This is a genomic window from Streptomyces sp. XH2 (assembly GCF_049725035.1).
Classification (GTDB): domain Bacteria; phylum Actinomycetota; class Actinomycetes; order Streptomycetales; family Streptomycetaceae; genus Streptomyces; species Streptomyces roseoverticillatus.
In genome coordinates this window covers 39,076-59,583 of sequence record NZ_JBMMMZ010000008.1, presented here as the reverse complement: position 1 = coordinate 59,583, position 20,508 = coordinate 39,076, and the positions used below count along the sequence as shown (strand labels likewise).

Genomic DNA, 20,508 nt, shown 5'->3' with positions numbered 1-20,508 from the left:
TTCTCCCCTGCTCTACTTGTCGCCGTCGAGCGTGTAGGTGCGGTCGCTGCCGCTGACCGCGTCGTCGCCGCCGGGGGCGACCAGCGCGAGCCGGACGTGGGAGGCGAAGGACTCCGCGTACGCCACCCGCTGGGCGTCCTTGGTGTCCAGCGCGAAGGTGATCGGCACGGCCTCCCCGCCGCGCCGCACACCGGCCGTGCCGCTGCCGCTGTCGCGGTCGAAGGGGGTCAGCTTGCCGACCTGGATGACCTGGGCGTTGGTGACGATCACCTTGGAGACCGGCTTGCCGCCCTGGTCCTTGCCGTCGAAGGTGGCGTAGACGTTGACCTTCGCTCCGGCGTAGATCTTGCCCGCGACGCCCGTCGCCGCGTCGATCATGATGGCGATCTCCTGCTGGCCGGGCCGCAGCGCCGGCCGGGCGACGGCCATGTCCTGCTGGAGCAGCGATCCCCTGCGGAGGGGAGTGACGGAAATCTTGCCGTCGAGGTAGCGCAGGTCGGTGACGGCCGTGGACGGCAGCCAGCGGCGGGGCATCGAGACCTTCTCGAAGCGGTCCTTGGCGTCCTCCAGGTGCTGGTAGGCCGGGATGTCGGCCTTCAGCCGGTACGCGGTGGCCTCGGGGCCGAGCTTGGACTCGGCGTCGTGGACGACCGCGAAGACTCCGGCGAACGCGCCGAGGGCGCAGAGCACCGACAGGAGCAGGAGGATGATCCCGCGTCGCTGACGTGAATTCATGGGGCGGCGAACCTCGTTCGGGGACGTGACCGGGCGGGCGCGGCGGACCGGGCGGCGCCGAGGACGGTGCTCAGCGGCGGGCCGGGACGGCGGAGGCCGCCGGGCGGGCGCGGCCCGGTGGCGGCGGGGCCTGCCCCCGGCCGCCGCCGTCGGCGCGCGGCAGGGGCCCGGTGCAGAACGCGCAGCGGTCGCCGATGAGTTCGAGACCGCACCAGTGGCACTCCTCCCGCCTGACGGACGCCACGAGCTGGTAGAGCACGGACGGGTCCGGGATCGCCGCCGCGAACTCGACGGCCCGCCAGGTGCCCCACCAGCGCCGGGACTCCTCGGGCAGCACGGTCTCCTGGGCGCCCCGGACCTGCCAGCGGGGGGCGAGGGTGCCCAGCACCCAGTCGTCCCCGCGGACGGGCTTGCCGCGGGCGACGGTCATCCACGTGGCGAAGCCGGGGCCGGCCGGGACCTCGCCCCCGCCGACGCGGACGAGCCGCGGGCCGGGGTTGAGGAAGACGGCGAACCGCGCGCCGGGCAGCGCGGACGCGACGTGCGCGCCGAGCCCCACCTCGACGCGGTCGAGCCGGGTGACGCTGGAGAGGAGGGCGCCCGCGTGGATGTAGTGGGCGAGCAGCCGGGCGGCGGAGGCGAGCACGCCGGGGCTGAGGTCGGACACCGACAACTGCCGTAACTGCCGGGCCAGTACCCCCACGGCGAGCGGCGGCAGCGCGACGGGCAGCAGTGCGATCCGCTCGCTCTCCAGCACGGCCCGCACGGCGTGCAGCCGCCGCACGTAGGGCGCGGGGAGCGAGTCGGGGTAGAGGACGACGACGTGGCCGCACCGGTCGAGCAGGACGGACGCCCGGGCGACGGCGGTCTCCAGCGGCTCCTCGGCGGGCGGCCGGAGGACGGCGGCGTCGGGAACCGGCCCGTCGGTCGGTGAGATCACCAGGTCGGGGCTGGTGACTGCTATCGCAAGGGGCACGTCGGCTTCCCGTTCCCTCCGGTGCCGCGGGGCTGCGGCGGATGCAGCTCGACACTGGCTGCCCTGTGCCGGCGCCTCCGCACTTTATCCATGAACGGAGCGGCTGAGAACCGAACCGCGGAGAACCCTTGACGGATGTATTGGCCTAGACCATCTTTACGCCACACGGTGGCTTCCGTACCCCCCATCCCTACCCACCGGCACGGCTTCAACTCCTCTCCCACCAGAGGCCTCTCCGGGTTTCCCCGAAACCCGACGACCCACCGGAGGAAGCAGTGATTCCCCATCGGCAACCCGCACTTCACCGCGGCAGACGCCGCATCCCCGCCCTCGCCGCGGCCTGCCTCGCCCTGGCCGCGCTCCCCGCCCTGGGTTCCGGGCCCGCCGCGCACGCGGCCGGCGGCGGGGCTCCGGCCCGGACGGTCTCCGACGGCAACCTGGCCAGGAATCCCGGCTTCGAGTCGGGCCTGGCCGGCTGGACGTGTTCCGGCGGCAGCGGCGCCGTCGTCCCCTCTCCCGTGCGCACCGGGAGCGGCGCGCTCAAGGCGGCACCCGCCGGAGCGGACAACGCCCGGTGCGCGCAGACCGTCACCGTGCGGCCCGGCTCCTCGTACACGCTGAGCGCGTGGGTGCAGGGCTCGTACGTCCACCTCGGCGCCGACGGCACGGGGACGACGGACGTCTCCACCTGGACGCCGTCCGCGACGGCATGGCAGCAGCTCACCACCACCTTCACCACGGGCCCCGGCACCACCTCCGTCACCATCTACACCCATGGGTGGTACGGGCAGCCCGCCTACTTCGCCGACGACGTCACCCTGACGGGGCCGGGCGGCGGTGACCCCGGGGAGCCGGTGCCCGGCGCTCCGGGCGGGCTCACGGCAGGGGCCGTGACCGCCTCGTCCGTGGCCCTGACCTGGGACGCGGTGCCCGGCGCCACGGGCTACAACGTCTACCGCGACGGCGCCAAGGCACTCTCGGCGGAGGGTCCTTCGGCGACCGTGACCGGCCTCGCGGCCTCGGCCTCGTACCGCTTCGAGGTCACGGCCACCAACGCCGCCGGCGAGTCCCCGAAGTCGGCGGCGGTGACGGCCACGACGGGCCCCGGCGGCGATCCGGGACCCGGCCCGTCGGTGCCCAAGCACGCGGTGACGGGCTACTGGCAGAATTTCGACAACGGCGCCACGGTCCAGAAGATCAGCGACGTGCAGAGCCAGTACGACATCATCGCCGTCGCCTTCGCCGACGCCACCGCGACACCCGGCGCGGTCGACTTCCGGCTCGACCCGGCCCTGAACTACACCGAAGCGCAGTTCACAACCGACATAGCCGCCAAACGGGCGGCCGGAAAGAGTGTCGTCATCTCCATCGGCGGTGAGCGCGGCACGGTCGCCGTCAACGACGCCTCCTCCGCGGCGCACTTCGCGGACAGCGTCTACGCCCTGATGCAGAAGTACGGGTTCGACGGCGTCGACATCGACCTGGAGAACGGGCTGAACCCGACGTACATGACGCAGGCGCTGCGCGCCCTGTCGGCGAAGGCCGGCAGCAAGCTCGTCATCACCATGGCGCCGCAGACGATCGACATGCAGTCGGCGTCGGCGGGCTACTTCAAGACCGCGCTCAACATCAAGGACATCCTGACGGTCGTCAACATGCAGTATTACAACTCGGGTTCCATGAACGGCTGTGACGGAAAGGTGTACGCGCAGGGGTCGGTCGACTTCCTCACCGCGCTCGCCTGCATCCAGCTCGAAGGCGGGCTCGACCCCTCGCAGGTCGGCCTGGGTCTGCCGGCCTCGCCGCGGGCGGCGGGCAGCGGCTACGTGTCCCCCTCGGTGGTCAACAGCGCGCTGGACTGCCTGGCGAAGGGCACCGGCTGCGGCTCCTTCAAGCCGCCGCGGACGTATCCCGGGATCCGCGGCGCGATGACGTGGTCGACGAACTGGGACGCCGCGAGCGGCAGTTCCTGGTCGGGTGCGGTCGGGCCGCACGTGCACGGGCTGCCGTAGGGCCGCCGCAGGGCCGCCCCGCGCCCGTCACCCCATCGCCCGCTGCCGGGCCGGCCTTCCTTCCGGCCGGTCCGGCAGCGAGGCGGGGCGGGGCGGGGAAGCCTCACGGCTTGGGCAGCTCACAGTCCGGGAGACCCAGGTCCAGCTTGTTGCCGGTGGTGAAGCACTTGGCTATGCCGTACGTCTCCTGGGCGTAGTTGATGCCCTGCCGCACGGTCACCTGGCCGTTCTCGTCGACCTCGCACGGGTTGTTCATCGTGCACTGCTCGCCGCTCTCGTTGCCGGTGTTGTTGATCGCGACGACCTTGCCGGTGTTCGCGTCGACCACCGGGGAGCCGGAGGTGCCGCCTATCGTGTTGCACGACGAGGTGTAGCGGAGCGAGTCCTTCCAGGTCCAGTCGGCCTCGCGGAGGCGGTAGACGAACCCGTCGGCGTTGCAGCTGTAGATCTTCTTCCAGAAGCCGGAGACGACCTTGATGGGCGTGCCGGCCACCGGGTGGTCCGGGGAGAGGCTCAGCGCGTCGATCTTGTAGCGCAGCTTGATCTGCGCGTACGTCGTGTTCAGCTCGTAGAGGGTGACATCCGTGTCCGTCATCGTGGCGTATGAGACTTTTGTGGCGCGCAGTGTGGCAACCTTGCCCGCACTGGAGTTCAGCAGGCTGAAGGTCCGGGTGGACGGCCGGTCGGTGATGACCTCACCGGGCCCCGGCATGCCGGTCTCCAGGCAGTGGCCGTTGGTCATGACGAGGCCGGGGTCGTTGTCCGACGAGCCCGGGAAGCGGATCAGGGAGCCTGAACAGTTGCTGAGCGCCACGGTGCCCGCGAAGTCGACCGCCTTGGATCCGCCCTTGGGTCCGGCCTTGGCGCCCGCGGCGCCGTCCGGGGAAGCCGCGGTGGCAGTGCCCGCACCGGCCACGGTCGCTCCCGTGAGGAGCAGCGTGGCGAGCGCACCGACGAGAGGTCTTCTCATGGGGGGTGGTTCCTCTCTGAGCCGAGCCGAAGCCCTGTTCGGTTTTGACATGCGCATTGTTGGTGCCGGTGGGAGTGGGCGCAATCAGCCGGACCGAAGTCGCCGGAGTGAAGGGCAACTTGGCCGGAATCCCTCTCCTCTCTTACGTTGACCCGTTCATGACAGCGCTCGACACTGGCCACGCAACGGCTATACCACCCCCCGCGACACCCCCCACCCGTCGCACGACCGGAACCCCCCAGGAGACCGCATGCGACCCCGTTCGCGCGGCAGATGGGCGACCACCGCCCTCGCCGCCGCGCTCACCCTGGCCCTGGCCGTCCCCGCCGCCTCCCGCGGCGCCGAGGAGGCCCGTGGGACCACCCACGAGTACGAGGTCACCGGCCCTCGTACCGCCGCCCAGCGCACCGCCGTCGCCGCGACCGGCGTCTCCGTCGACGCCGTGCGCGGCGGCTCGATCGTCGTCACGGGCGACACGGCCCAGGCCGAGCGCATCCGCCGGATGGGCTACAAGGTCAGCCGGCTGCCCGGCCCGCCGGACCGCTCGGGCGGCCGGGCCACCGAGCCGTACGACTTCCCGCCGGAGGACGCGAAGTACCACAACTACAAGGAGGCCATGGCGGAGATCGACGCCGACGTGGCCGCCCACCCGGCCATCATGAGCAAGAAGGTCATCGGCAAGTCCTTCGAGGGCCGCGACATCGTCGCCGTCAAGATCAGCGACAACGTCGGCACGGACGAGGACGAGCCCGAGGTCCTCTTCACCGCGCACCAGCACGCGCGCGAGCACCTCACCGTCGAGATGGCCCTCTACCTGCTCAAGGAGTTCGGCTCCACGTACGGCACCGACCCGCGCGTCACCAAGATGGTCGACTCCCGCGAGATCTGGGTCGTGCCCGACGTCAACCCCGACGGCGGCGAATACGACATCGCCACCGGCTCGTACCGCAGCTGGCGCAAGAACCGCCAGCCCAACGCGAACTCCGCCTACCGCGGCACCGACCTCAACCGCAACTGGAACTACAAGTGGGGCTGCTGCGGCGGCTCCTCCGGCAGCCCGGGCTCCGAGACCTACCGCGGCGCGGCGGGCGAGTCCGCGCCCGAGGTGAAGGTCGTCGCCGACTTCGTCCGCAGCCGGATCGTCGGCGGCAAGCAGCAGATCAAGTCGGGCATCGACTTCCACACGTACAGCGAGCTGGTCCTGTGGCCCTTCGGCTACACCTACGACGACACCGGCCCCGGGATGAGCCAGGACGAGCACGACGTCTACGCGACCCTCGGCAAGTCCATGGCCGCCAGCAACGGCTACAAGCCCGAGCAGTCGAGCGACCTCTACACCACCGACGGGACCATCGACGACTGGCTCTGGGGCGACCAGCGCATCTTCTCGTACACCTTCGAGATGTACCCGAACGAGAGCGGCTCCGGCGGCGGCTTCTACCCGCCCGACGAGGTGATCGACCGGGAGACCGCGCGCAACCGCGACGCGGTGCTGCAGCTGCTGGAGGCCTCGGACTGCATGTACCGGGTCATCGGCAAGGAGGCGCAGTACTGCAAGCAGCAGTAGTCCGCGCGCAGTACTGCAAGCAGCAGTAGCCCGCCGCACGAGCGGTCCCGGCGGAGAGCCGCCGGGACCGCCTCACGGGACCACCGCGCTCAGGGCCGCCGCCACCGCGAACCCCGTCACCGACAGCACCGACTCCAGGACCGTCCACGACGCCAGCGTCTCCCGCTCCGGGATGCCGAAGTACGTGGCCACCATCCAGAAGCCGCCGTCGTTGACGTGCGAGGCGAAGACCGAGCCCGCCGAGACCGCCACGACGACCAGGGCCAGTTGCGTCTGCGAGTGGCCGCCGCCGGCCAGCAGCGGGGAGACGATGCCCGCCGTCGTCACGATCGCGACCGTCGCCGAGCCCTGCGCCACCCGCAGGGCGACCGCGATCAGCCACGCCAGGACGATGACCGGCAGCCCGGCGCCGGCGAACGCGTCGGCCAGCGCCCGGGCCACCCCGCTGCCCTTGAGGACCGCGCCGAAGACGCCGCCCGCGCCGACGACGAGCAGGATGTTGCCGACGGGCTTGAGCGAGGCGGTCGAGACGGCCTCCAGCGACGCGCGGGACCAGCCGCGCCGCACGCCCAGCAGCCAGTACGCCAGCAGCAGGGCGATCGTCAGGGCCACGAACGGGTGACCGAAGAACTCCGCCACCGAGCGGCCCGTGCTCGGCGCGAACGCCACCGAGGAGAACGTCGCGAGGAGGATGAGCAGCAGGGGCGTGCCGATGACGGCGAGGAGGGTGCCGAGCGCCACCGGCTTCTCCGGGGCCGGGCCCTGCGGCGCCGTCGCCGCCCGCTCCGCCTCCTCGGCCCGCTTCACCTCCTCGGCCCGCTTCACCTCCTGGGCCCGTTTCGCCTCCTCTGCCGCGGCCGCCATCTCCTCGGGGACGGGGACGAAGACGCGGCGGCCGATCCAGGCCGCGTACGCCCACGCCGCCAGGACCGCCGGCAGGCCGGCCGCGGCGCCCATGAGGATCACCCGGCCGAGGTCCACGTGCAGCAGCCCGGCCGCGGCCACCGGGCCCGGGTGCGGCGGCAGGAAGGCATGGGTCATGGAGAGGCCGGCCAGCAGCGGCAGCGCGTACAGCAGAATCGATTTCCCACTGCGCCGGGCGGCCGCGTACACGATCGGCGCCAGGACGAAGATGCCGACGTCGAAGAAGACCGGTATCCCGAAGAGCACACCGGTCACGCCCATCGCGAGGGGTTCGCGCCGCTCGCCGAAGAGGGCGAGGAGCCGGCCGCTGAGGGCCTCCGCGCCGCCGGAGACCTCCAGGACCGAGCCGAGCATCGTGCCGAGCCCGACGATGACGGCGATGTGGCCGAGGGTGCCGCCCATGCCGGCCTCGACGAGCGAGACGGCGCCGGACTTCTGGACCGTGCCGAAGAGCTCGGTCACCGGCAGCCCGGCGCCGAGGCCGACGGCGACGGAGACGGCCAGCAAGGCCACGAAGGGCTGCAGCCGGGCCTTGATGATGAGGAAGAGGAGCAGGGCGATTCCGAGGGCGGCGACGGTCAGCAGACCGCCGGTGCCCGGGACGAGGGCGAGCAGCCCTCCGGTGCGGCGCTCGGCCGCGTACGTGACGGATGCGACGGATGCGACGGGCACGCCGGACACGACGTCCACCCCCGGCCCCGGGACGGCCGTCAGCCGAGGACGGCGAGCGCGTCGATCTCGACGAGCAGGCCGGCGGGCAGGCCGACGTAGACGGTCGTACGGGCGGCGGGGACGGACTTCAGATCGGCGAAGTAGGCGTCGTAGATCTCGTTGAACTCGGCGAAGTGGGCGGTGTCGGTGAGGTAGATCCGCATCATGATCACGTCCTCCCAGGCGGCGCCGCCCTCCTCAAGGACCGCCGCGACGTTGGCGAGGGTCTGCAGGGTCTGGGCGCGCAGGGTGTCCCCGGCGGGCGTCGGCGGCTGTCCCTCCACCGCCGGCAGGAAGCCGACCTGCCCGGCGACCTGCAGGATGTTGCCCTTCTTCACGCCGTGCGAGAACTTCGCGGGCGGGGTGGTGTGGGTGGGCGGCGTGACGGCGGTCTTCTCGGTCATGGCTTCGCTTTCTGCGCGGGTGGCGGTGTCGTACCGGAGTACTCCGCGCTGATGGCGTCCGCGGTGCGGCGCAGCAGCGGGAGGAGTTCGAGGAGCTCGGACGTGCCGACGACGACGTTCGGCGCGGAGACCGAGCAGGCGGCGACGGTGCGGCCGTCGGTGCCGCGGACGGGCGCGCCGATGCAGTTGATGGACTCCTCGTGGCCGCCGAAGTCGGTGGCCCAGCCCTGTTCCCGCACGGTCGCGAGCTCGTCGAGGTACGCGGCGGCGTTCGGCGTCGAACGGGCCGTGTAGGCGGGGTAGTCGAGCCGCTCGGCTACGGCGCGCCGCTCGGGTTCGGGCAGGTCGGCGAGGAGCAGCTTGGCGACGGCGGCGACGGTGATCGCGACGGGCTTGCCGATGCGCGAGTACATCCGTACGGGGTAGCGGCTCTCGACCTTGTCGATGTAGAGGACCTCGCCGTCCTCGTACACGGCGAGGTGCACGGTGTGCCCGCAGCGCTCGTTGAGCGCGGCGAGGTGCGGGTGGGCGATCTCGCGGACGTCGAGGTTCTCGGCGGCCTGCTGGGCGAGGGCGAACAGGCGGGTGCCGAGGCGGTAGCGCTGGTCCTGCTGCCGGTAGACCATGCCGTGCTCGTGGAGGGTGCGCAGCAGGCGCAGCGCGGTCGACTTGTGGACGCCGAGGCGGGCCGCCACCTGCTCCAGGTTGGCCGGCCCCTCGGCGAGGAGCGGCAGGATCCGCAGGGCGCGGTCGACGGTCTGGCTCATGGGGTGCGTTCCTTCGCGCTGGCGGGGGCGGGGTCCGTGGGGTTTCCCGTGCCGGGGGCGGGGTCCGTGGTCCAGCCGGGGCCGAGTCGCAGTCTCCCCCACGCCTCGGGGCCGAGGGCGGCGAGCCGGTCGGCGTGGTCGCGGCGGGGCGGGGCGGCGAGGTCGCCGGGGGCGGTGAGGGCGGCGGCGGCCATGAGGTGGCCGTGGCGCAGGCACTGTCCGGGGGTCAGCCCGCGGAGCGTGCCGGAGAGGAAGCCGGCGGCGAAGGCGTCTCCGGCGCCGACGGGGGCGACGACGTCGACGGAGAGGGCGGGGACGGAGACGACGGCGTCGGCGAGGGGGGCGGGGGCGGGGGCGGCGTCCGGGGCACCGACGGTGCCTGAGGCACCGCCGGGCGCAGGCCCGCCGGGCGGGAGGCCGGCACGGAGGCGGCGGTCGGGCCGGTCCGCGGCGGCGAGTGCGTCGTCCGTAGCCGGCCCGCCCGCGGCGGCGAGCACGGCCCCCGTCCCGGACCCGTCCGCGGCAGCGCGCACGTACACCGTCGCCCCCGCCGCGCCCCGCTTCACGACGAGGACCCGCGGCTCGGGCAGGGCGGAGCGGATCGCGGCGGCGCCGTGGAGGCCCCAGGCGGCCCGGGCCTCGTCCTCGCCGACGAAGACGATGTCGCTGCGGCGGGCGAGGGAGGCCAGGACGGCGGGCCCGTCGGGGGCGTTCCGCCACAGCGCCACGCGGTAGTTGACGTCGAAGGAGACGAGGGGGCGGCCGGGGCGGGGCTCGGTGAGGGCGCGGAGGAGGGCGAGGCAGCCGGCGGAGAGGGCGGCGGTGATGCCGGTGAGGTGCAGGACGCGGCCGGACCAGGCGGTGGCGCGGGGGACCAGGTCCGGCGACATGGCGGAGGCGGCGGATCCGGCGCGGTAGTAGAGGACTTCGGAGAGGGGCGGCCCAAAGGGGCCGGGCGGGGCGGGGAGGCCCACGGACCGCTCCCCGGCCGTGCGGAAGTACACGCCCGTCGGCCGGCCGGGGTCGCGCTGGACGGCGGAGACGTCCACGCCGTACGCGGCGATCGCGGCCACCAGGTGGTCGCCGAAGGCGTCCGCGCCGACGCGGCCGACCCATTGCGTACGGTGCCCGGCGGCGGCCAGGGCGCAGGCGACGTTGGACTCGGCGCCGCCGATGCCCCGGGCGAAGGTCGCCGCGTCGGCGAGCGGCGCGCGCTCCGCCGCCGGGCGGAAGGCGACCATCGACTCGCCGAGGCACACGGCCTCGGGGGCGGGGCCGGGGGCGGGGGCGGCGTCCGGGGTGCTCGGGTCGGCTGCGGTCACGGTCGGCCCTCGCTCCTCGGTCGGGGTTTGTACGCGTCCTGTCACGGTCGCGGCCGGGGCGTGAGACGACCGTTGACCCGGTACTTGGCGGGATGTTAGACAGCATTCAGCGCAATGCGCAACGGCTGTTGCACAGAGCGCAACGGCGCCACACTTCAGACACCCCGGGAGGCTTCATGGCCACCGCCGACGCGACCACCGGCACCGCCGGCATCGCCGGCACCGACAGGACCGCCGATGCCGTCGCCCGGCTCGCGGACACCCGCGTCGACCACCGCTTCAAGGGCCTGCCCCCGGACGCCGACGGCCTGACCGTCGGCGCCCTGGCCGCCGAGCGCCGCTCGCTCTTCACGGGCGGCTTCACCACGCCTGTGCTCGCCCTGTCGGCGGAGGCGCTCGACCACAACCTCGCCCTCATGGAGCGCTGGTCCGCCGGGCACGGCCTGGCCTTCGCCCCGCACGGCAAGACCACGATGGCGCCGCAGCTGCTGGAGCGGCAGATCGCGCACGGCGCGTGGGGGATCACCGCGGCGACCGTCTCCCAGGTCCGCGTCTACCGCGCCCACGGGATCCGCCGCGTCTTCCTCGCCAACGAGGTCGTGGACGCCGCGGCCCTGCGCTGGCTCGCCGCCGAGCTGGACGCCGACCCGGACTTCCGGCTCTTCACCTACGTCGACTCCGTCCGCGGCGTCGAGCTGATGGACGCCGCCCTGCGCGCGGCCGGGGCCCGCCGCCCCCTCGACGTCGTCGTCGAACTGGGCGCCGCGGGCGGCCGTACCGGCGCCCGCACCGAAGCCGACTGCACGGCCGTGGCCGACGCGGTGGCCGCCGTGAGCACCCTGCGGCTGGCGGGCGTCGGCGGCTACGAGGCGGAGATCCCGGGCGCGGACGGCGAGCTCGTCCGCGCGTGGCTGCGCCGGCTGACCGCGCTGGCCGCCGGGTTCGACGAGGAGGGCCGGTTCGCCGGTGTGGAGGAGGTCGTCGTCAGCGCGGGCGGCAGCGCGTGGTTCGACGCGGTCGCCGAGGTCTTCGCGGAACTGCCGGCGCTGTCGGTGCCGGTGCTGAAGCTGCTGCGGTCGGGTGCGTACATCACCCACGACGACGGGGCGTACCGGAAGAAGACCCCCTTCAACCGCCACCCCGAGGAGGGCGAACTCCGCCCCGCGTTCCGCCTCTGGGCCCAGGTCGTCTCCCGCCCGGAACCGGGCCGCGCCTACCTCAACGCCGGCAAGCGGGACGTGCCGTACGACCTGGACCTGCCGGTCGTACGGGCCGTGCGGTCGGCACGGGACGGCTCCGTGCGGGGCGGCGACGGCATGACCGTGATCGGCCTCGCCGACCAGCACGCGTTCGTGGAGCTCGCGGAGGGCACGGAGATCGAGGTCGGCGACTGGGTGGGCCTGGGCCTGTCGCACCCGTGCACGGTGTTCGACAAGTGGCAGCTGATTCCGCTGGCCGCGGAGGACGGCACGGTCACGGATTACATCCGCACGTTCTTCTGACGGCCGGCCGCCCGGCGACGGGTCCCGCGCCACGAGCGGGCCGCGGCGGCCACCAAGACGGCTTGTACGGCACCGCCGGAGCGCGCCGTCGTGGCGGATCGCCGCGGCGGCGGGGGTGAGAGGCTCAGCCTCTCGACACAGCCCGCCGTCAGGCGGACGGATCCCGCCACGGCGGTGGCCCCGGCCCCGCGGCGGAGTCCGGAGGCCCGGCCTCTCCACATGCCCCGCCGTCAGGCGTAACCTCCCGCCGCAACGGCGAGCAACCCCGACGGCGGAAACCGGCGGTGCCCGACCCGGCCAAGGCCCGTACGGCAACCGCCGGAGCGCACCGCCCTGGCTGACTCCCGCCGCGGCGGGAGTGAGAGGCCCGGCCTCTCGACACAGCCCGCCACCGGGCAGAAAGACCCCGCCGCGGCGGCGCGCAACCCCCACCGGACGCACCCGGCGGTGCCGGGCCGTCCTCGACTCCGGGAGTGCAGTCAATGGACACCGTGTTCCGCGACGCCCGCGTCATCGACGGCTCCGGCGGGCCCTCCTACCGGGCCGACGTCGCCCTGGCCGGAGGCCGCATCGCCGAGATCCGGCGCCCCGGCACCGGCCCCCGCCCCACCGCCCGCCGCGTCGTGGAGGCGAGCGGCCTCGCCCTCTCCCCCGGCTTCATCGACATGCACGCGCACAGCGACCTCGCCCTCCTCCGCGACCCCGCCCACACCGCGAAGGCCGCCCAGGGCGTCACCCTGGAGGTCATCGGCCAGGACGGCCTGTCGTACGCGCCGGTCGACGACCGCACCCTCGCCGGCGTCCGCACCCAGATCGCGGGCTGGAACGGCGGCGCCCCCGAAGACGCGTCCATCGACTTCACCTGGCGGACCACCGGCGAGTACCTGGACCGCCTCGACCACGGCTTCGCCGGCGAGGGAATCGCCGTCAACGCCGCCTACCTCCTCCCCCAGGGAACGATCCGCGCGCTGGCCGTCGGCTGGGAGGACCGGCCGGCGACACCGGCCGAGACGCAGCGGATGAGGCGACTCGTCGCCGACGGCTTGGAGCAGGGCGCCGTCGGCCTGTCCTCCGGGCTCACGTACACCCCCGGCATGTACGCGACCGACGCCGAGCTCACGGAGCTCTGCCGCGTCGTCGCCGCGTACGGCGGCTACTACTGCCCGCACCACCGTTCGTACGGGAAGGGCGCCCTCGCCGCGTACGAGGAGATGATCGCCCTGACCCGCCGCGCCGGCTGCGCCCTGCACCTGGCCCACGCCACCATGAACTTCGGGGTGAACGAGGGCCGCGCCCCCGAGCTGCTGGCCCTGCTCGACGCGGCGCTCGCCGCGGGCGCGGACATCTCCCTCGACACGTACCCGTACACCCCCGGCTGCACGACGCTCGCCGCGATGCTGCCGAGCTGGGCGGGCGAGGGCGGCCCGGAGGCGGTGCTGGCGCGCCTGCGCGACGACGCGACGGCCGGGCGCATCCGGTACGCAATGGAGACCGAGGGCGCGGACGGCTGCCACGGCGTGCCGATCGACTGGGAGGCGATCGAGGTCTCGGGCGTGGCCGATCCGGCCCTCGCCTCCTCCCACGTCGGCAGGACGATCGCCCGCGCGGCCCGCGAGCGCGGCGAGGAGCCGTGGGCGACGGCCCGCCGCCTGCTGATCGCGGACCGGCTGGGGACGGCGATCCTGCAGCACGTGGGCCACGAGGAGAACGTCCGCACGATCATGCGGCACCGGGTGCACACGGGCGGCAGCGACGGCATCCTGCAGGGCGCGAAGCCCCATCCGCGCGCCCACGGAACGTTCCCGCACTACCTCGGCCGGTACGTGCGCGAGCTGGGCGTGCTCTCCCTGGAGGAGTGCGTGGCGCATCTCACGTCCCGCCCCGCGGCCCGGCTGAGGCTCCCCGACCGGGGTCTCGTACGGGTCGGGCACCGTGCGGACCTCGTCCTCTTCGATCCGGAGACGGTGGCCGCCGGTGCCACTTTCGAAGCCCCGCGAACCCTTCCGACCGGCATTCCTTATGTCCTGATTGCCGGACGCTTTGTGATGGAAGACGGCCGCCGGACGGCCGTCCTCGCCGGCCGGTCCGTCCGGCGCTCCGCACGGCCGTGATCAGCGGCTTCGCGGCGGCGCCGGCGCCTGCGCAATCGGCGCGCACCCCGTCCCGCACCCCCGTATGGTGGCCGTCATGCAGGTGATCCAGTCAACGAAGCTCGCCAACGTCTGCTACGAAATCCGTGGCCCGGTGCTCGAGGAGGCCATGCGGCTGGAGGCGGCGGGTGAGCGCATCCTCAAGCTGAACACCGGCAACCCGGCGATCTTCGGCTTCGAGTGCCCGCCGGAGATCCTCGAGGACATGGTGCGCAACGTCGGCGACGCGCACGGCTACGGCGACGCCAAGGGCCTGCTCTCCGCCCGCCGCGCGGTGGTCCAGCACTACGAGACGAAGGGCGTCGAGCTGTCCGTCGAGGACGTCTACCTCGGCAACGGCGTCTCCGAGCTGATCCAGATGTCGATGCAGGCGCTGCTCGACGACGGCGACGAGGTGCTCGTCCCCGCGCCGGACTACCCGCTGTGGACGGCCTCGGTCTCCCTCGCCGGCGGCACCGCCGTGCACTACCGCTGCGACGAGCAGTCGGACTGGATGCCGGACCTCGCCGACATCGAGCGCAAGGTCACCGACCGCACCAAGGCCCTCGTCATCATCAACCCGAACAACCCCACGGGTGCGGTCTACGACGACGAGATGCTGCGCGGCCTGACCGAGATCGCCCGCCGCCACAACCTGATCGTCTGCTCCGACGAGATCTACGACAAGATCCTCTACGACGGCGTCACGCACACCCCGACCGCCGCCATCGCCCCCGACCTGCTGACGCTCACCTTCAACGGCCTCTCCAAGGCCTACCGGGTGGCCGGCTACCGCAGCGGCTGGATGGCGGTCTGCGGCCCCAAGGCCCACGCCGACAGCTACATCGAGGGCCTGACGATCCTCGCCAACATGCGCCTGTGCGCCAACATGCCGGCGCAGTACGCGGTGGCCACCGCCCTCGGCGGCCGGCAGTCGATCAACGACCTGGTGCTGCCGGGCGGCCGGCTGCTGGAGCAGCGCGACGTCGCGCACGAGCTGCTGACGCAGATCCCGGGCGTGAGCTGCGTGAAGCCCAAGGGCGCGCTGTACGCCTTCCCGCGCCTCGACCCCAAGGTCTACAAGATCAAGGACGACCGGCAGATGGTGCTGGACCTGCTCCGCGCCGAGAAGATCATGGTCGTCCACGGCACGGGCTTCAACTGGCCGGAGCCGGACCACTTCCGCCTGGTCACACTGCCCGGCGCCAAGGACCTGGCGGACGCGGTGACGCGCATCGGGAACTTCCTGGACGGCTACGGCCAGCCGTAGGCGCACCGGCCTGACGCACCGACCTGACCGACCATCCCTGTAGACAGGACAACTTTAGACGCCGTCTAAGTTAGGATGGCCTTCTGAGGCATTCCCAGGAGGCCATCCATGTACGAGCCGATCCGGACGCAATCGGTCCACACCATGGCCGCACAGACCTGCAGCATGCGCGGCCTGCACCGCTCCCGCGGGGAAGAGCTGGACATCCGGCTCGCGGGGCACCTCACCGCCCTGCTGACCATGACCGACGAGCTCCGCGCCCTCACGCCGTCCCGCGCCCTGGACGACGCGGCGGACCGGCTCGCCGACCGCATCACCCGCATGCGCGGCCACGCCCCGCTCCGCGCGGCCCCCACGGCGGGCCGCGCCACGCCCGCCCACATCACCGCCCTCCACCAGCGCGCCCACCAACTGGCCGGGCAGGCGCTCGTCGTCGCGACCACCGCCGGGGACACGGCGGGCGAGGACCTCGCCGCGGAGCGGCTGGCCGCACACGCGGCGGCACTGGGCATCGCCGGGCCCGGCCACTAGGACCGTCCCGGTCAACTCCCGCTGACCAAAAGGCGGTCGGGGGCCGGAAATCCACCTTCCGGCCCTCTTTCCGCATGCGTACGGTGCTGCCCCGTCTCCAACACGAGAGGGGCACGATCGTGAAGGCCATGGACAGACGCACCGTGCTGCGCGCGGGAGCGGGGGCGGGGCTCGCGGCGGGGTTGTGGGCGCCGGTGGGGCAAGCGGCGGCGGCACGGAAAGACGCCGACTGGGCAGGCCTGAAGAAGCTGCTCGGTGGCCGGCTGTTCCGCCCGGGTGACCGGCAGTTCTGGCCCCTGAACCTGCCGGCCAACCCCTTCTACGCAGACCGGGTCCCGGGAGGAATCGCCTACCCGCAGACCCCCGACGACGTGGCCACGGCCGTCAACTGGGCCGGGGAGAACGGCGTCAAAGTCGTCCCGAGGAGCGGCGGGCACAACTACGCGGGCTACTCCACGACCGACGGGGGGCTCCTGGTCCACCTGGGCGGCATGCGCGACGTGAAGGTGAACGGCACGACCCTCACGGTAGGGGCCGGCGCCCGCAACGCCGACGTGTACGCGGCGCTCAAGGACACCGATCTGCTGCTGCCCGGTGGACGCTGTCCGGACGTCGGCGTCAGCGGCCTGGTACTGGGCGGTGGCATCGGCCTGGCCACCCGGAACCTCGGACTCACCTGCGACAGCCTCACGGGAACGACCGCCGTCCTGGCCGACGGCTACACCGCCACCTGCCACGAGAACAGCAACTCCGAGCTGTTCTGGGCGTGCCGTGGAGGCGCGGGCGGCAACTTCGGCATCAACACCTCCTACACGTTCCGCCTGCACCGGGTCCAAGGGGTCGTGACCTACGACCTGTCATGGGACTGGAAGGACGCGAAGTCCGCTCTGAAGGCGCTCGCGGGCCTGATCGCGGAGTCCCGTCACCGAAAGACCCTCGCCTGCCAGTTCGGCCTCCGCACCAGCGGCAACGCACGGGTCTACGCCCAGGGGCTGTACTTCGGCCCCCAGGAGACGCTGATGTCGCTCATCGGCCGGCTGCCGAGGCCGAAGAGCCGGGCCGTCAAGCGGGCCGGTGTCTGGGAGGGCATGAGCCGCTTCTACGAGACCTCGTCGGGCGACCCCTACGCGTCCGGTTCGATCGTGGCCAAGCAAAATCTCGCCACCCCTGTGATCGAACAGCTGGTTGACGCGTTCAGCGGCTGGAAGTCCGTCACTCCCGCCTCCCGGGCGACCGTGTCCTTCTTCGCCATGGGAGGCGCGGACACGGCGCTGCGCCCCACCGATACGGCGTACGTCCACCGTGACGCCACGTTCATCGTGGACCTGGCCACGTACTGGTCGGACGGGGACCCGGACCAGGCGGCCGCCGGCAACAAGCAGGCGCTCCAGCGGCTCTACGGCATGCTCAGCGCCCCGCTCGGCACCGGCGCCTACCAGAACTTCCCCGATCCCGATCTCCAGGGCTGGCAGGCCGCCTACTACGGCCGGAACTACGCGGGGCTGCAGAGGGTCAAGAGGACCGTCGACCCCGACAGGCTGTTCACGTACCCGCAGGGCATCGTTCCCGCCCCCTAGCGGAAGCGTTCACCAGCGGGAGCGTCCACGCACGGCCCCCGGACCGAAGCCGGGGGCCGTCCTCCGTCATCCGAGGCGCCGCACCAGCGCCCGGTACTCGTCCCACAGCTCCTTCGGCGTGTGCTCGCCGAAGGTGTCCAGGTGCCCGGGGATGAGCGCGGCCTCCTCGCGCCACACCTCCTCGTCGACCGTGAGCAGCAGGTCGAGGTCGTCGTCGGAGATGTCCAGACCCCGGGTGTCGAGCGCCTCGCGGGTCGGCAGGATGCCGATGGGGGTCTCGACGCCCTCGGCGCGGCCGTCGAGGCGGTCGACGATCCACTTCAGGACGCGGCTGTTGTCGCCGAAGCCCGGCCACACGAACCGGCCGTCCGCGTCCTTGCGGAACCAGTTGACGTAGAAGATCTTCGGGAGCGCGGACTGGTCGCGACCCTGACCGACCTTGATCCAGTGGCCCATGTAGTCGCCCATGTTGTAGCCGCAGAACGGCAGCATGGCGAAGGGGTCGCGGCGCAGCTCGCCGACCTTGCCCTCGGCGGCGGCGGTCTTCTCGGAGGCGACGTTGGCGCCGAGGAAGACGCCGTGCTGCCAGTCGAAGGACTCGGTCACCAGCGGGACGGCGGAGGCGCGGCGGCCGCCGAAGAGGATCGCCGAGATCGGCACGCCCTTGGGGTCCTCCCACTCGGGCGCGATGATCGGGCACTGCGAGGCGGGCACGGTGAAGCGGGCGTTCGGGTGGGCGGCCGGGGTCTCCGAGGCCGGGGTCCAGTCGTTGCCCTTCCAGTCCGTGAGGTGGGCGGGCTGCTCCTCGGTCATGCCCTCCCACCACACGTCGCCGTCGTCGGTGAGGGCGACGTTGGTGAAGACGGAGTTGCCCCAGAGGGTCTTCATGGCGTTGGCGTTGGTGTGCTCGCCGGTGCCGGGGGCGACGCCGAAGAAGCCGGCCTCGGGGTTGATGGCGTAGAGGCGGCCGTCCTCGCCGAAGCGCATCCAGGCGATGTCGTCGCCGATGGTCTCGACGGTCCAGCCGGAGACGGTGGGCTCCAGCATGGCGAGGTTGGTCTTGCCGCAGGCGGACGGGAAGGCGGCGGCGACGTACTTGGAATCGCCCTGGGGCGGGGTGAGCTTCAGGATGAGCATGTGCTCGGCGAGCCAGCCCTCGTCGCGGGCCATCACGGACGCGATGCGCAGGGCGTAGCACTTCTTGCCGAGCAGGGCGTTGCCGCCGTAGCCGGAGCCGTAGGACCAGATCTCGCGGTCCTCGGGGAAGTGCGAGATGTACTTGGTGGTGTTGCAGGGCCAGGGGACGTCGGCCTCGCCCTCGGCGAGCGGCGCGCCGAGGGTGTGGACGGCCTTGACGAAGAAGCCGTCGGTGCCGAGCTCGTCGAGGACGGCCTGACCCATGCGGGTCATGGTGCGCATGGAGACGGCGACGTAGGCCGAGTCGGTGATCTCGACGCCGATGGCGGACAGCGGGGAGCCGACCGGGCCCATGCAGAAGGGCACGACGTACATGGTGCGGCCGCGCATGGAGCCGCGGAAGATGCCGCCCTCGTCGTCCTTGCCCCGGAAGACCTCCCGCATCTCGGCGGGGGCCTTCCAGTGGTTGGTCGGGCCGGCGTCCTCCTCCTTCTCGGAACAGATGAACGTGCGGTCCTCGACGCGCGCCACGTCGCTGGGGTCGGAGGCCGCGTAGTACGAGTTGGGGCGCTTGACCGGGTCGAGTTTCCTGAAGGTGCCCTTGGCGACGAGCTCCTCGCACAGGCGCTCGTACTCGGCCTCGGAGCCGTCGCACCAGACCACGCGGTCCGGCTGGGTGAGGGCGGCGATCTCGTCGACCCAGGAGATCAGCTCCTGGTGCTGGGTGGGGGTGGTGGGAGCCGCACTGATGCGCGCCACGATCGCTCCGTCCCGCCGGAAACCACGCTGCCCCGGCGTAGAGATTTGAGGGTTGAACGGGCCTGCCCGGCGCTCGGCGCACCAGGAAGCCCGCTTCGTCGTTGTCTGCCCCTTGGGGGCTGCGACCCAGACGCTTCGTGACCGCTCATCCGGTGCCGCCCGCACTCATTTGATCATCCGACTCCGTTTACATTCTGTCCAGGGGGCGCTCCCGTGACCATCGCCACGTGATACTGATCCGTAACTTACGGTGGCGTAGGTAGCATGTCGGCCATGACTCCCGCGCCCGACGCAGCGCCTCCCGCGCTCCCCGCGCCCGCCGGCGCCGCGGCCGCAGCTGCCCTCCCCACCGATGCTGCCCACTCCGCCGCCACCCCGCTCGCCGAGCCGCCGATCCCGGCCAAACCGCGCCTGCGCGGCTGGCTGCACGCGGGGATGTTCCCCGCCGTGCTGATCGCCGGCGTCTTCCTGACCGCCCTCGCCGACAGCACCCGCGGCCGGATCGCCTGCGCGGTCTACGTCCTCACCGCGGGGTCCCTCTTCGGCATCAGCGCCCTCTACCACCGGGGCGACTGGAGCCCGCGCGTCAACGCCGTGCTGCGCCGCCTCGACCACGCGAACATCTTTCTGATCATCGCCGGTACGTACACTCCGCTGACGATGCTGCTGATCCCCGGCGGCCGGGGGCAGGTGCTCCTGTGGGCCGTATGGGCGGCCGCGGCGGCGGGCATCGCCTTCCGCGTCTTCTGGGTGGGAGCCCCGCGCTGGCTCTACACCCCGTGCTACATCGCGATGGGCTGGGCCGCGGTGTTCTTCCTGCCCGACTTCCTGCGCAAGGGCGGCATCGCCGTCCTCGTCCTGGTGGTCATCGGCGGGCTGCTCTACAGCGCGGGCGGCGTCATCTACGGCATCAAGCGGCCGAACCCGTCACCGCGCTGGTTCGGCTTCCACGAGGTCTTCCACTCGCTCACGCTGGCGGCGTTCATCGTGCACTACGTCGGCATCTCGCTGGTGGCGTACTCCCACGCCTGACCCCGCCCCGCCGCACAGGACGGCCGCGACCGCAAGGTCGCGGCCGTTTTCGTGCGCACCACCCACGGCCTTGCGGCCTGCCGCCCACGGCCCGCACGGCACCGCCGGACTCCATGGTCGTGGTTGCTCACCGCGGCGGCGGATTCAGGGGCCGGCGAGCCCTTGACCCATCCGGGGGCGCCG

At 72.6% G+C, this 20,508-nt stretch carries 16 protein-coding genes; 8 read left to right on the top strand and 8 right to left on the bottom strand.

The genetic code is table 11. From position 1 onward, the window contains the following. Window positions 1-12: 12 nt before the first annotated feature. Together cpaB and ACOTKD_RS17560 are read right to left on the bottom strand one after the other, a co-directional pair. Window positions 13-735: a Flp pilus assembly protein CpaB gene (gene cpaB, locus ACOTKD_RS17565; RefSeq protein WP_189383287.1), complete on the bottom strand. Its 723-nt coding sequence runs from the start codon at window positions 733-735 to the stop codon at window positions 13-15. Window positions 736-805: 70 nt separating this feature from the next. Next, the gene (locus tag ACOTKD_RS17560; protein WP_424889909.1) at window positions 806-1,711 is read right to left on the bottom strand and encodes a hypothetical protein; all 906 of its coding nucleotides are present in this window, start codon (window positions 1,709-1,711) and stop codon (window positions 806-808) included. Between the two features lie 275 nt (window positions 1,712-1,986). Between ACOTKD_RS17560 and ACOTKD_RS17555 the strand changes: the two genes are divergently transcribed. Next, on the top strand, window positions 1,987-3,723 hold the full coding sequence (locus ACOTKD_RS17555) for a chitinase (RefSeq protein WP_424889908.1): 1,737 nt from the start codon (window positions 1,987-1,989) through the stop codon (window positions 3,721-3,723). 103 nt (window positions 3,724-3,826) lie between these two features. On the opposite strand, the gene ACOTKD_RS17550 is transcribed toward ACOTKD_RS17555, so the two are convergent. Then, entirely contained in the window at window positions 3,827-4,693 is an 867-nt protein-coding gene (locus tag ACOTKD_RS17550) for a S1 family peptidase (RefSeq protein ID WP_424889907.1), read from the bottom strand. Between the two features lie 250 nt (window positions 4,694-4,943). Between ACOTKD_RS17550 and ACOTKD_RS17545 the strand changes: the two genes are divergently transcribed. Continuing rightward, a complete protein-coding gene (locus ACOTKD_RS17545) occupies window positions 4,944-6,260 on the top strand; it encodes a M14 family metallopeptidase (protein ID WP_424889906.1) in 1,317 nt (438 codons plus the stop codon). Between the two features lie 72 nt (window positions 6,261-6,332). Here ACOTKD_RS17545 and ACOTKD_RS17540 read toward each other — a convergent pair whose 3' ends face one another. The 4 genes from ACOTKD_RS17540 to ACOTKD_RS17525 are packed head-to-tail and all read right to left on the bottom strand — an operon-like array spanning window position 6,333 to window position 10,388. Continuing rightward, window positions 6,333-7,856: a GntP family permease gene (locus ACOTKD_RS17540; RefSeq protein WP_424889905.1), complete on the bottom strand. Its 1,524-nt coding sequence runs from the start codon at window positions 7,854-7,856 to the stop codon at window positions 6,333-6,335. A gap of 38 nt (window positions 7,857-7,894) precedes the next feature. After that, complete coding sequence (locus tag ACOTKD_RS17535; protein WP_424889904.1) at window positions 7,895-8,299, bottom strand: RidA family protein; 405 nt, start codon at window positions 8,297-8,299, stop codon at window positions 7,895-7,897. Next, a complete protein-coding gene (locus tag ACOTKD_RS17530; protein ID WP_424889903.1) occupies window positions 8,296-9,066 on the bottom strand; it encodes an IclR family transcriptional regulator in 771 nt (256 codons plus the stop codon). The genes ACOTKD_RS17535 and ACOTKD_RS17530 overlap by 4 nt, the downstream gene beginning before the upstream one ends. Beyond that, window positions 9,063-10,388: a sugar kinase gene (locus tag ACOTKD_RS17525; RefSeq protein WP_424889902.1), complete on the bottom strand. Its 1,326-nt coding sequence runs from the start codon at window positions 10,386-10,388 to the stop codon at window positions 9,063-9,065. Before ACOTKD_RS17525 ends, ACOTKD_RS17530 begins: the two co-directional genes overlap by 4 nt. 176 nt (window positions 10,389-10,564) lie before the next feature. On the opposite strand from ACOTKD_RS17525, the gene ACOTKD_RS17520 reads away from it, so the two are divergent. The 5 genes from ACOTKD_RS17520 to ACOTKD_RS17500 all read left to right on the top strand — a co-directional run bounded on the left by ACOTKD_RS17520 (window position 10,565) and on the right by ACOTKD_RS17500 (window position 17,397). Beyond that, window positions 10,565-11,890 (top strand): amino acid deaminase, encoded by a 1,326-nt coding sequence (locus ACOTKD_RS17520; RefSeq protein WP_424889901.1) that lies wholly within the window; start codon window positions 10,565-10,567, stop codon window positions 11,888-11,890. Window positions 11,891-12,372: 482 nt separating this feature from the next. After that, window positions 12,373-14,001: an N-acyl-D-amino-acid deacylase family protein gene (locus ACOTKD_RS17515; RefSeq protein ID WP_424889900.1), complete on the top strand. Its 1,629-nt coding sequence runs from the start codon at window positions 12,373-12,375 to the stop codon at window positions 13,999-14,001. A gap of 76 nt (window positions 14,002-14,077) precedes the next feature. Then, window positions 14,078-15,289, top strand: coding sequence for a pyridoxal phosphate-dependent aminotransferase (locus tag ACOTKD_RS17510; RefSeq protein WP_424889899.1), 1,212 nt, complete (start codon window positions 14,078-14,080; stop codon window positions 15,287-15,289). 108 nt (window positions 15,290-15,397) lie between these two features. Further along, complete coding sequence (locus ACOTKD_RS17505) at window positions 15,398-15,820, top strand: hypothetical protein (protein ID WP_424889898.1); 423 nt, start codon at window positions 15,398-15,400, stop codon at window positions 15,818-15,820. 128 nt (window positions 15,821-15,948) lie between these two features. Next, window positions 15,949-17,397: an FAD-binding oxidoreductase gene (locus tag ACOTKD_RS17500; RefSeq protein WP_424889896.1), complete on the top strand. Its 1,449-nt coding sequence runs from the start codon at window positions 15,949-15,951 to the stop codon at window positions 17,395-17,397. Window positions 17,398-17,463: 66 nt separating this feature from the next. Here ACOTKD_RS17500 and ACOTKD_RS17495 read toward each other — a convergent pair whose 3' ends face one another. After that, entirely contained in the window at window positions 17,464-19,293 is a 1,830-nt protein-coding gene (locus ACOTKD_RS17495) for a phosphoenolpyruvate carboxykinase (GTP) (protein ID WP_424889895.1), read from the bottom strand. A 273-nt stretch (window positions 19,294-19,566) separates the two neighbouring features. On the opposite strand from ACOTKD_RS17495, the gene trhA reads away from it, so the two are divergent. After that, window positions 19,567-20,325: a PAQR family membrane homeostasis protein TrhA gene (gene trhA, locus ACOTKD_RS17490; protein WP_424889894.1), complete on the top strand. Its 759-nt coding sequence runs from the start codon at window positions 19,567-19,569 to the stop codon at window positions 20,323-20,325. Window positions 20,326-20,508 lie beyond the last annotated feature (183 nt).

Excerpts from the sequence above, each read along its gene's own strand:
- cpaB (WP_189383287.1), bottom strand. The coding sequence starts at position 735 with ATGAATTCACGTCAGCGACGCGGGATCATCCTCCTGCTCCTGTCGGTG.
- ACOTKD_RS17520 (WP_424889901.1), top strand. The coding sequence starts at position 10,565 with ATGGCCACCGCCGACGCGACCACCGGCACCGCCGGCATCGCCGGCACC.
- ACOTKD_RS17545 (WP_424889906.1), top strand. The coding sequence starts at position 4,944 with ATGCGACCCCGTTCGCGCGGCAGATGGGCGACCACCGCCCTCGCCGCC.
- ACOTKD_RS17530 (WP_424889903.1), bottom strand. The coding sequence starts at position 9,066 with ATGAGCCAGACCGTCGACCGCGCCCTGCGGATCCTGCCGCTCCTCGCC.
- ACOTKD_RS17505 (WP_424889898.1), top strand. The coding sequence starts at position 15,398 with ATGTACGAGCCGATCCGGACGCAATCGGTCCACACCATGGCCGCACAG.
- ACOTKD_RS17515 (WP_424889900.1), top strand. The coding sequence starts at position 12,373 with ATGGACACCGTGTTCCGCGACGCCCGCGTCATCGACGGCTCCGGCGGG.
- ACOTKD_RS17550 (WP_424889907.1), bottom strand. The coding sequence starts at position 4,693 with ATGAGAAGACCTCTCGTCGGTGCGCTCGCCACGCTGCTCCTCACGGGA.
- ACOTKD_RS17510 (WP_424889899.1), top strand. The coding sequence starts at position 14,078 with ATGCAGGTGATCCAGTCAACGAAGCTCGCCAACGTCTGCTACGAAATC.
- trhA (WP_424889894.1), top strand. The coding sequence starts at position 19,567 with ATGACTCCCGCGCCCGACGCAGCGCCTCCCGCGCTCCCCGCGCCCGCC.
- ACOTKD_RS17535 (WP_424889904.1), bottom strand. The coding sequence starts at position 8,299 with ATGACCGAGAAGACCGCCGTCACGCCGCCCACCCACACCACCCCGCCC.
- ACOTKD_RS17500 (WP_424889896.1), top strand. The coding sequence starts at position 15,949 with ATGGACAGACGCACCGTGCTGCGCGCGGGAGCGGGGGCGGGGCTCGCG.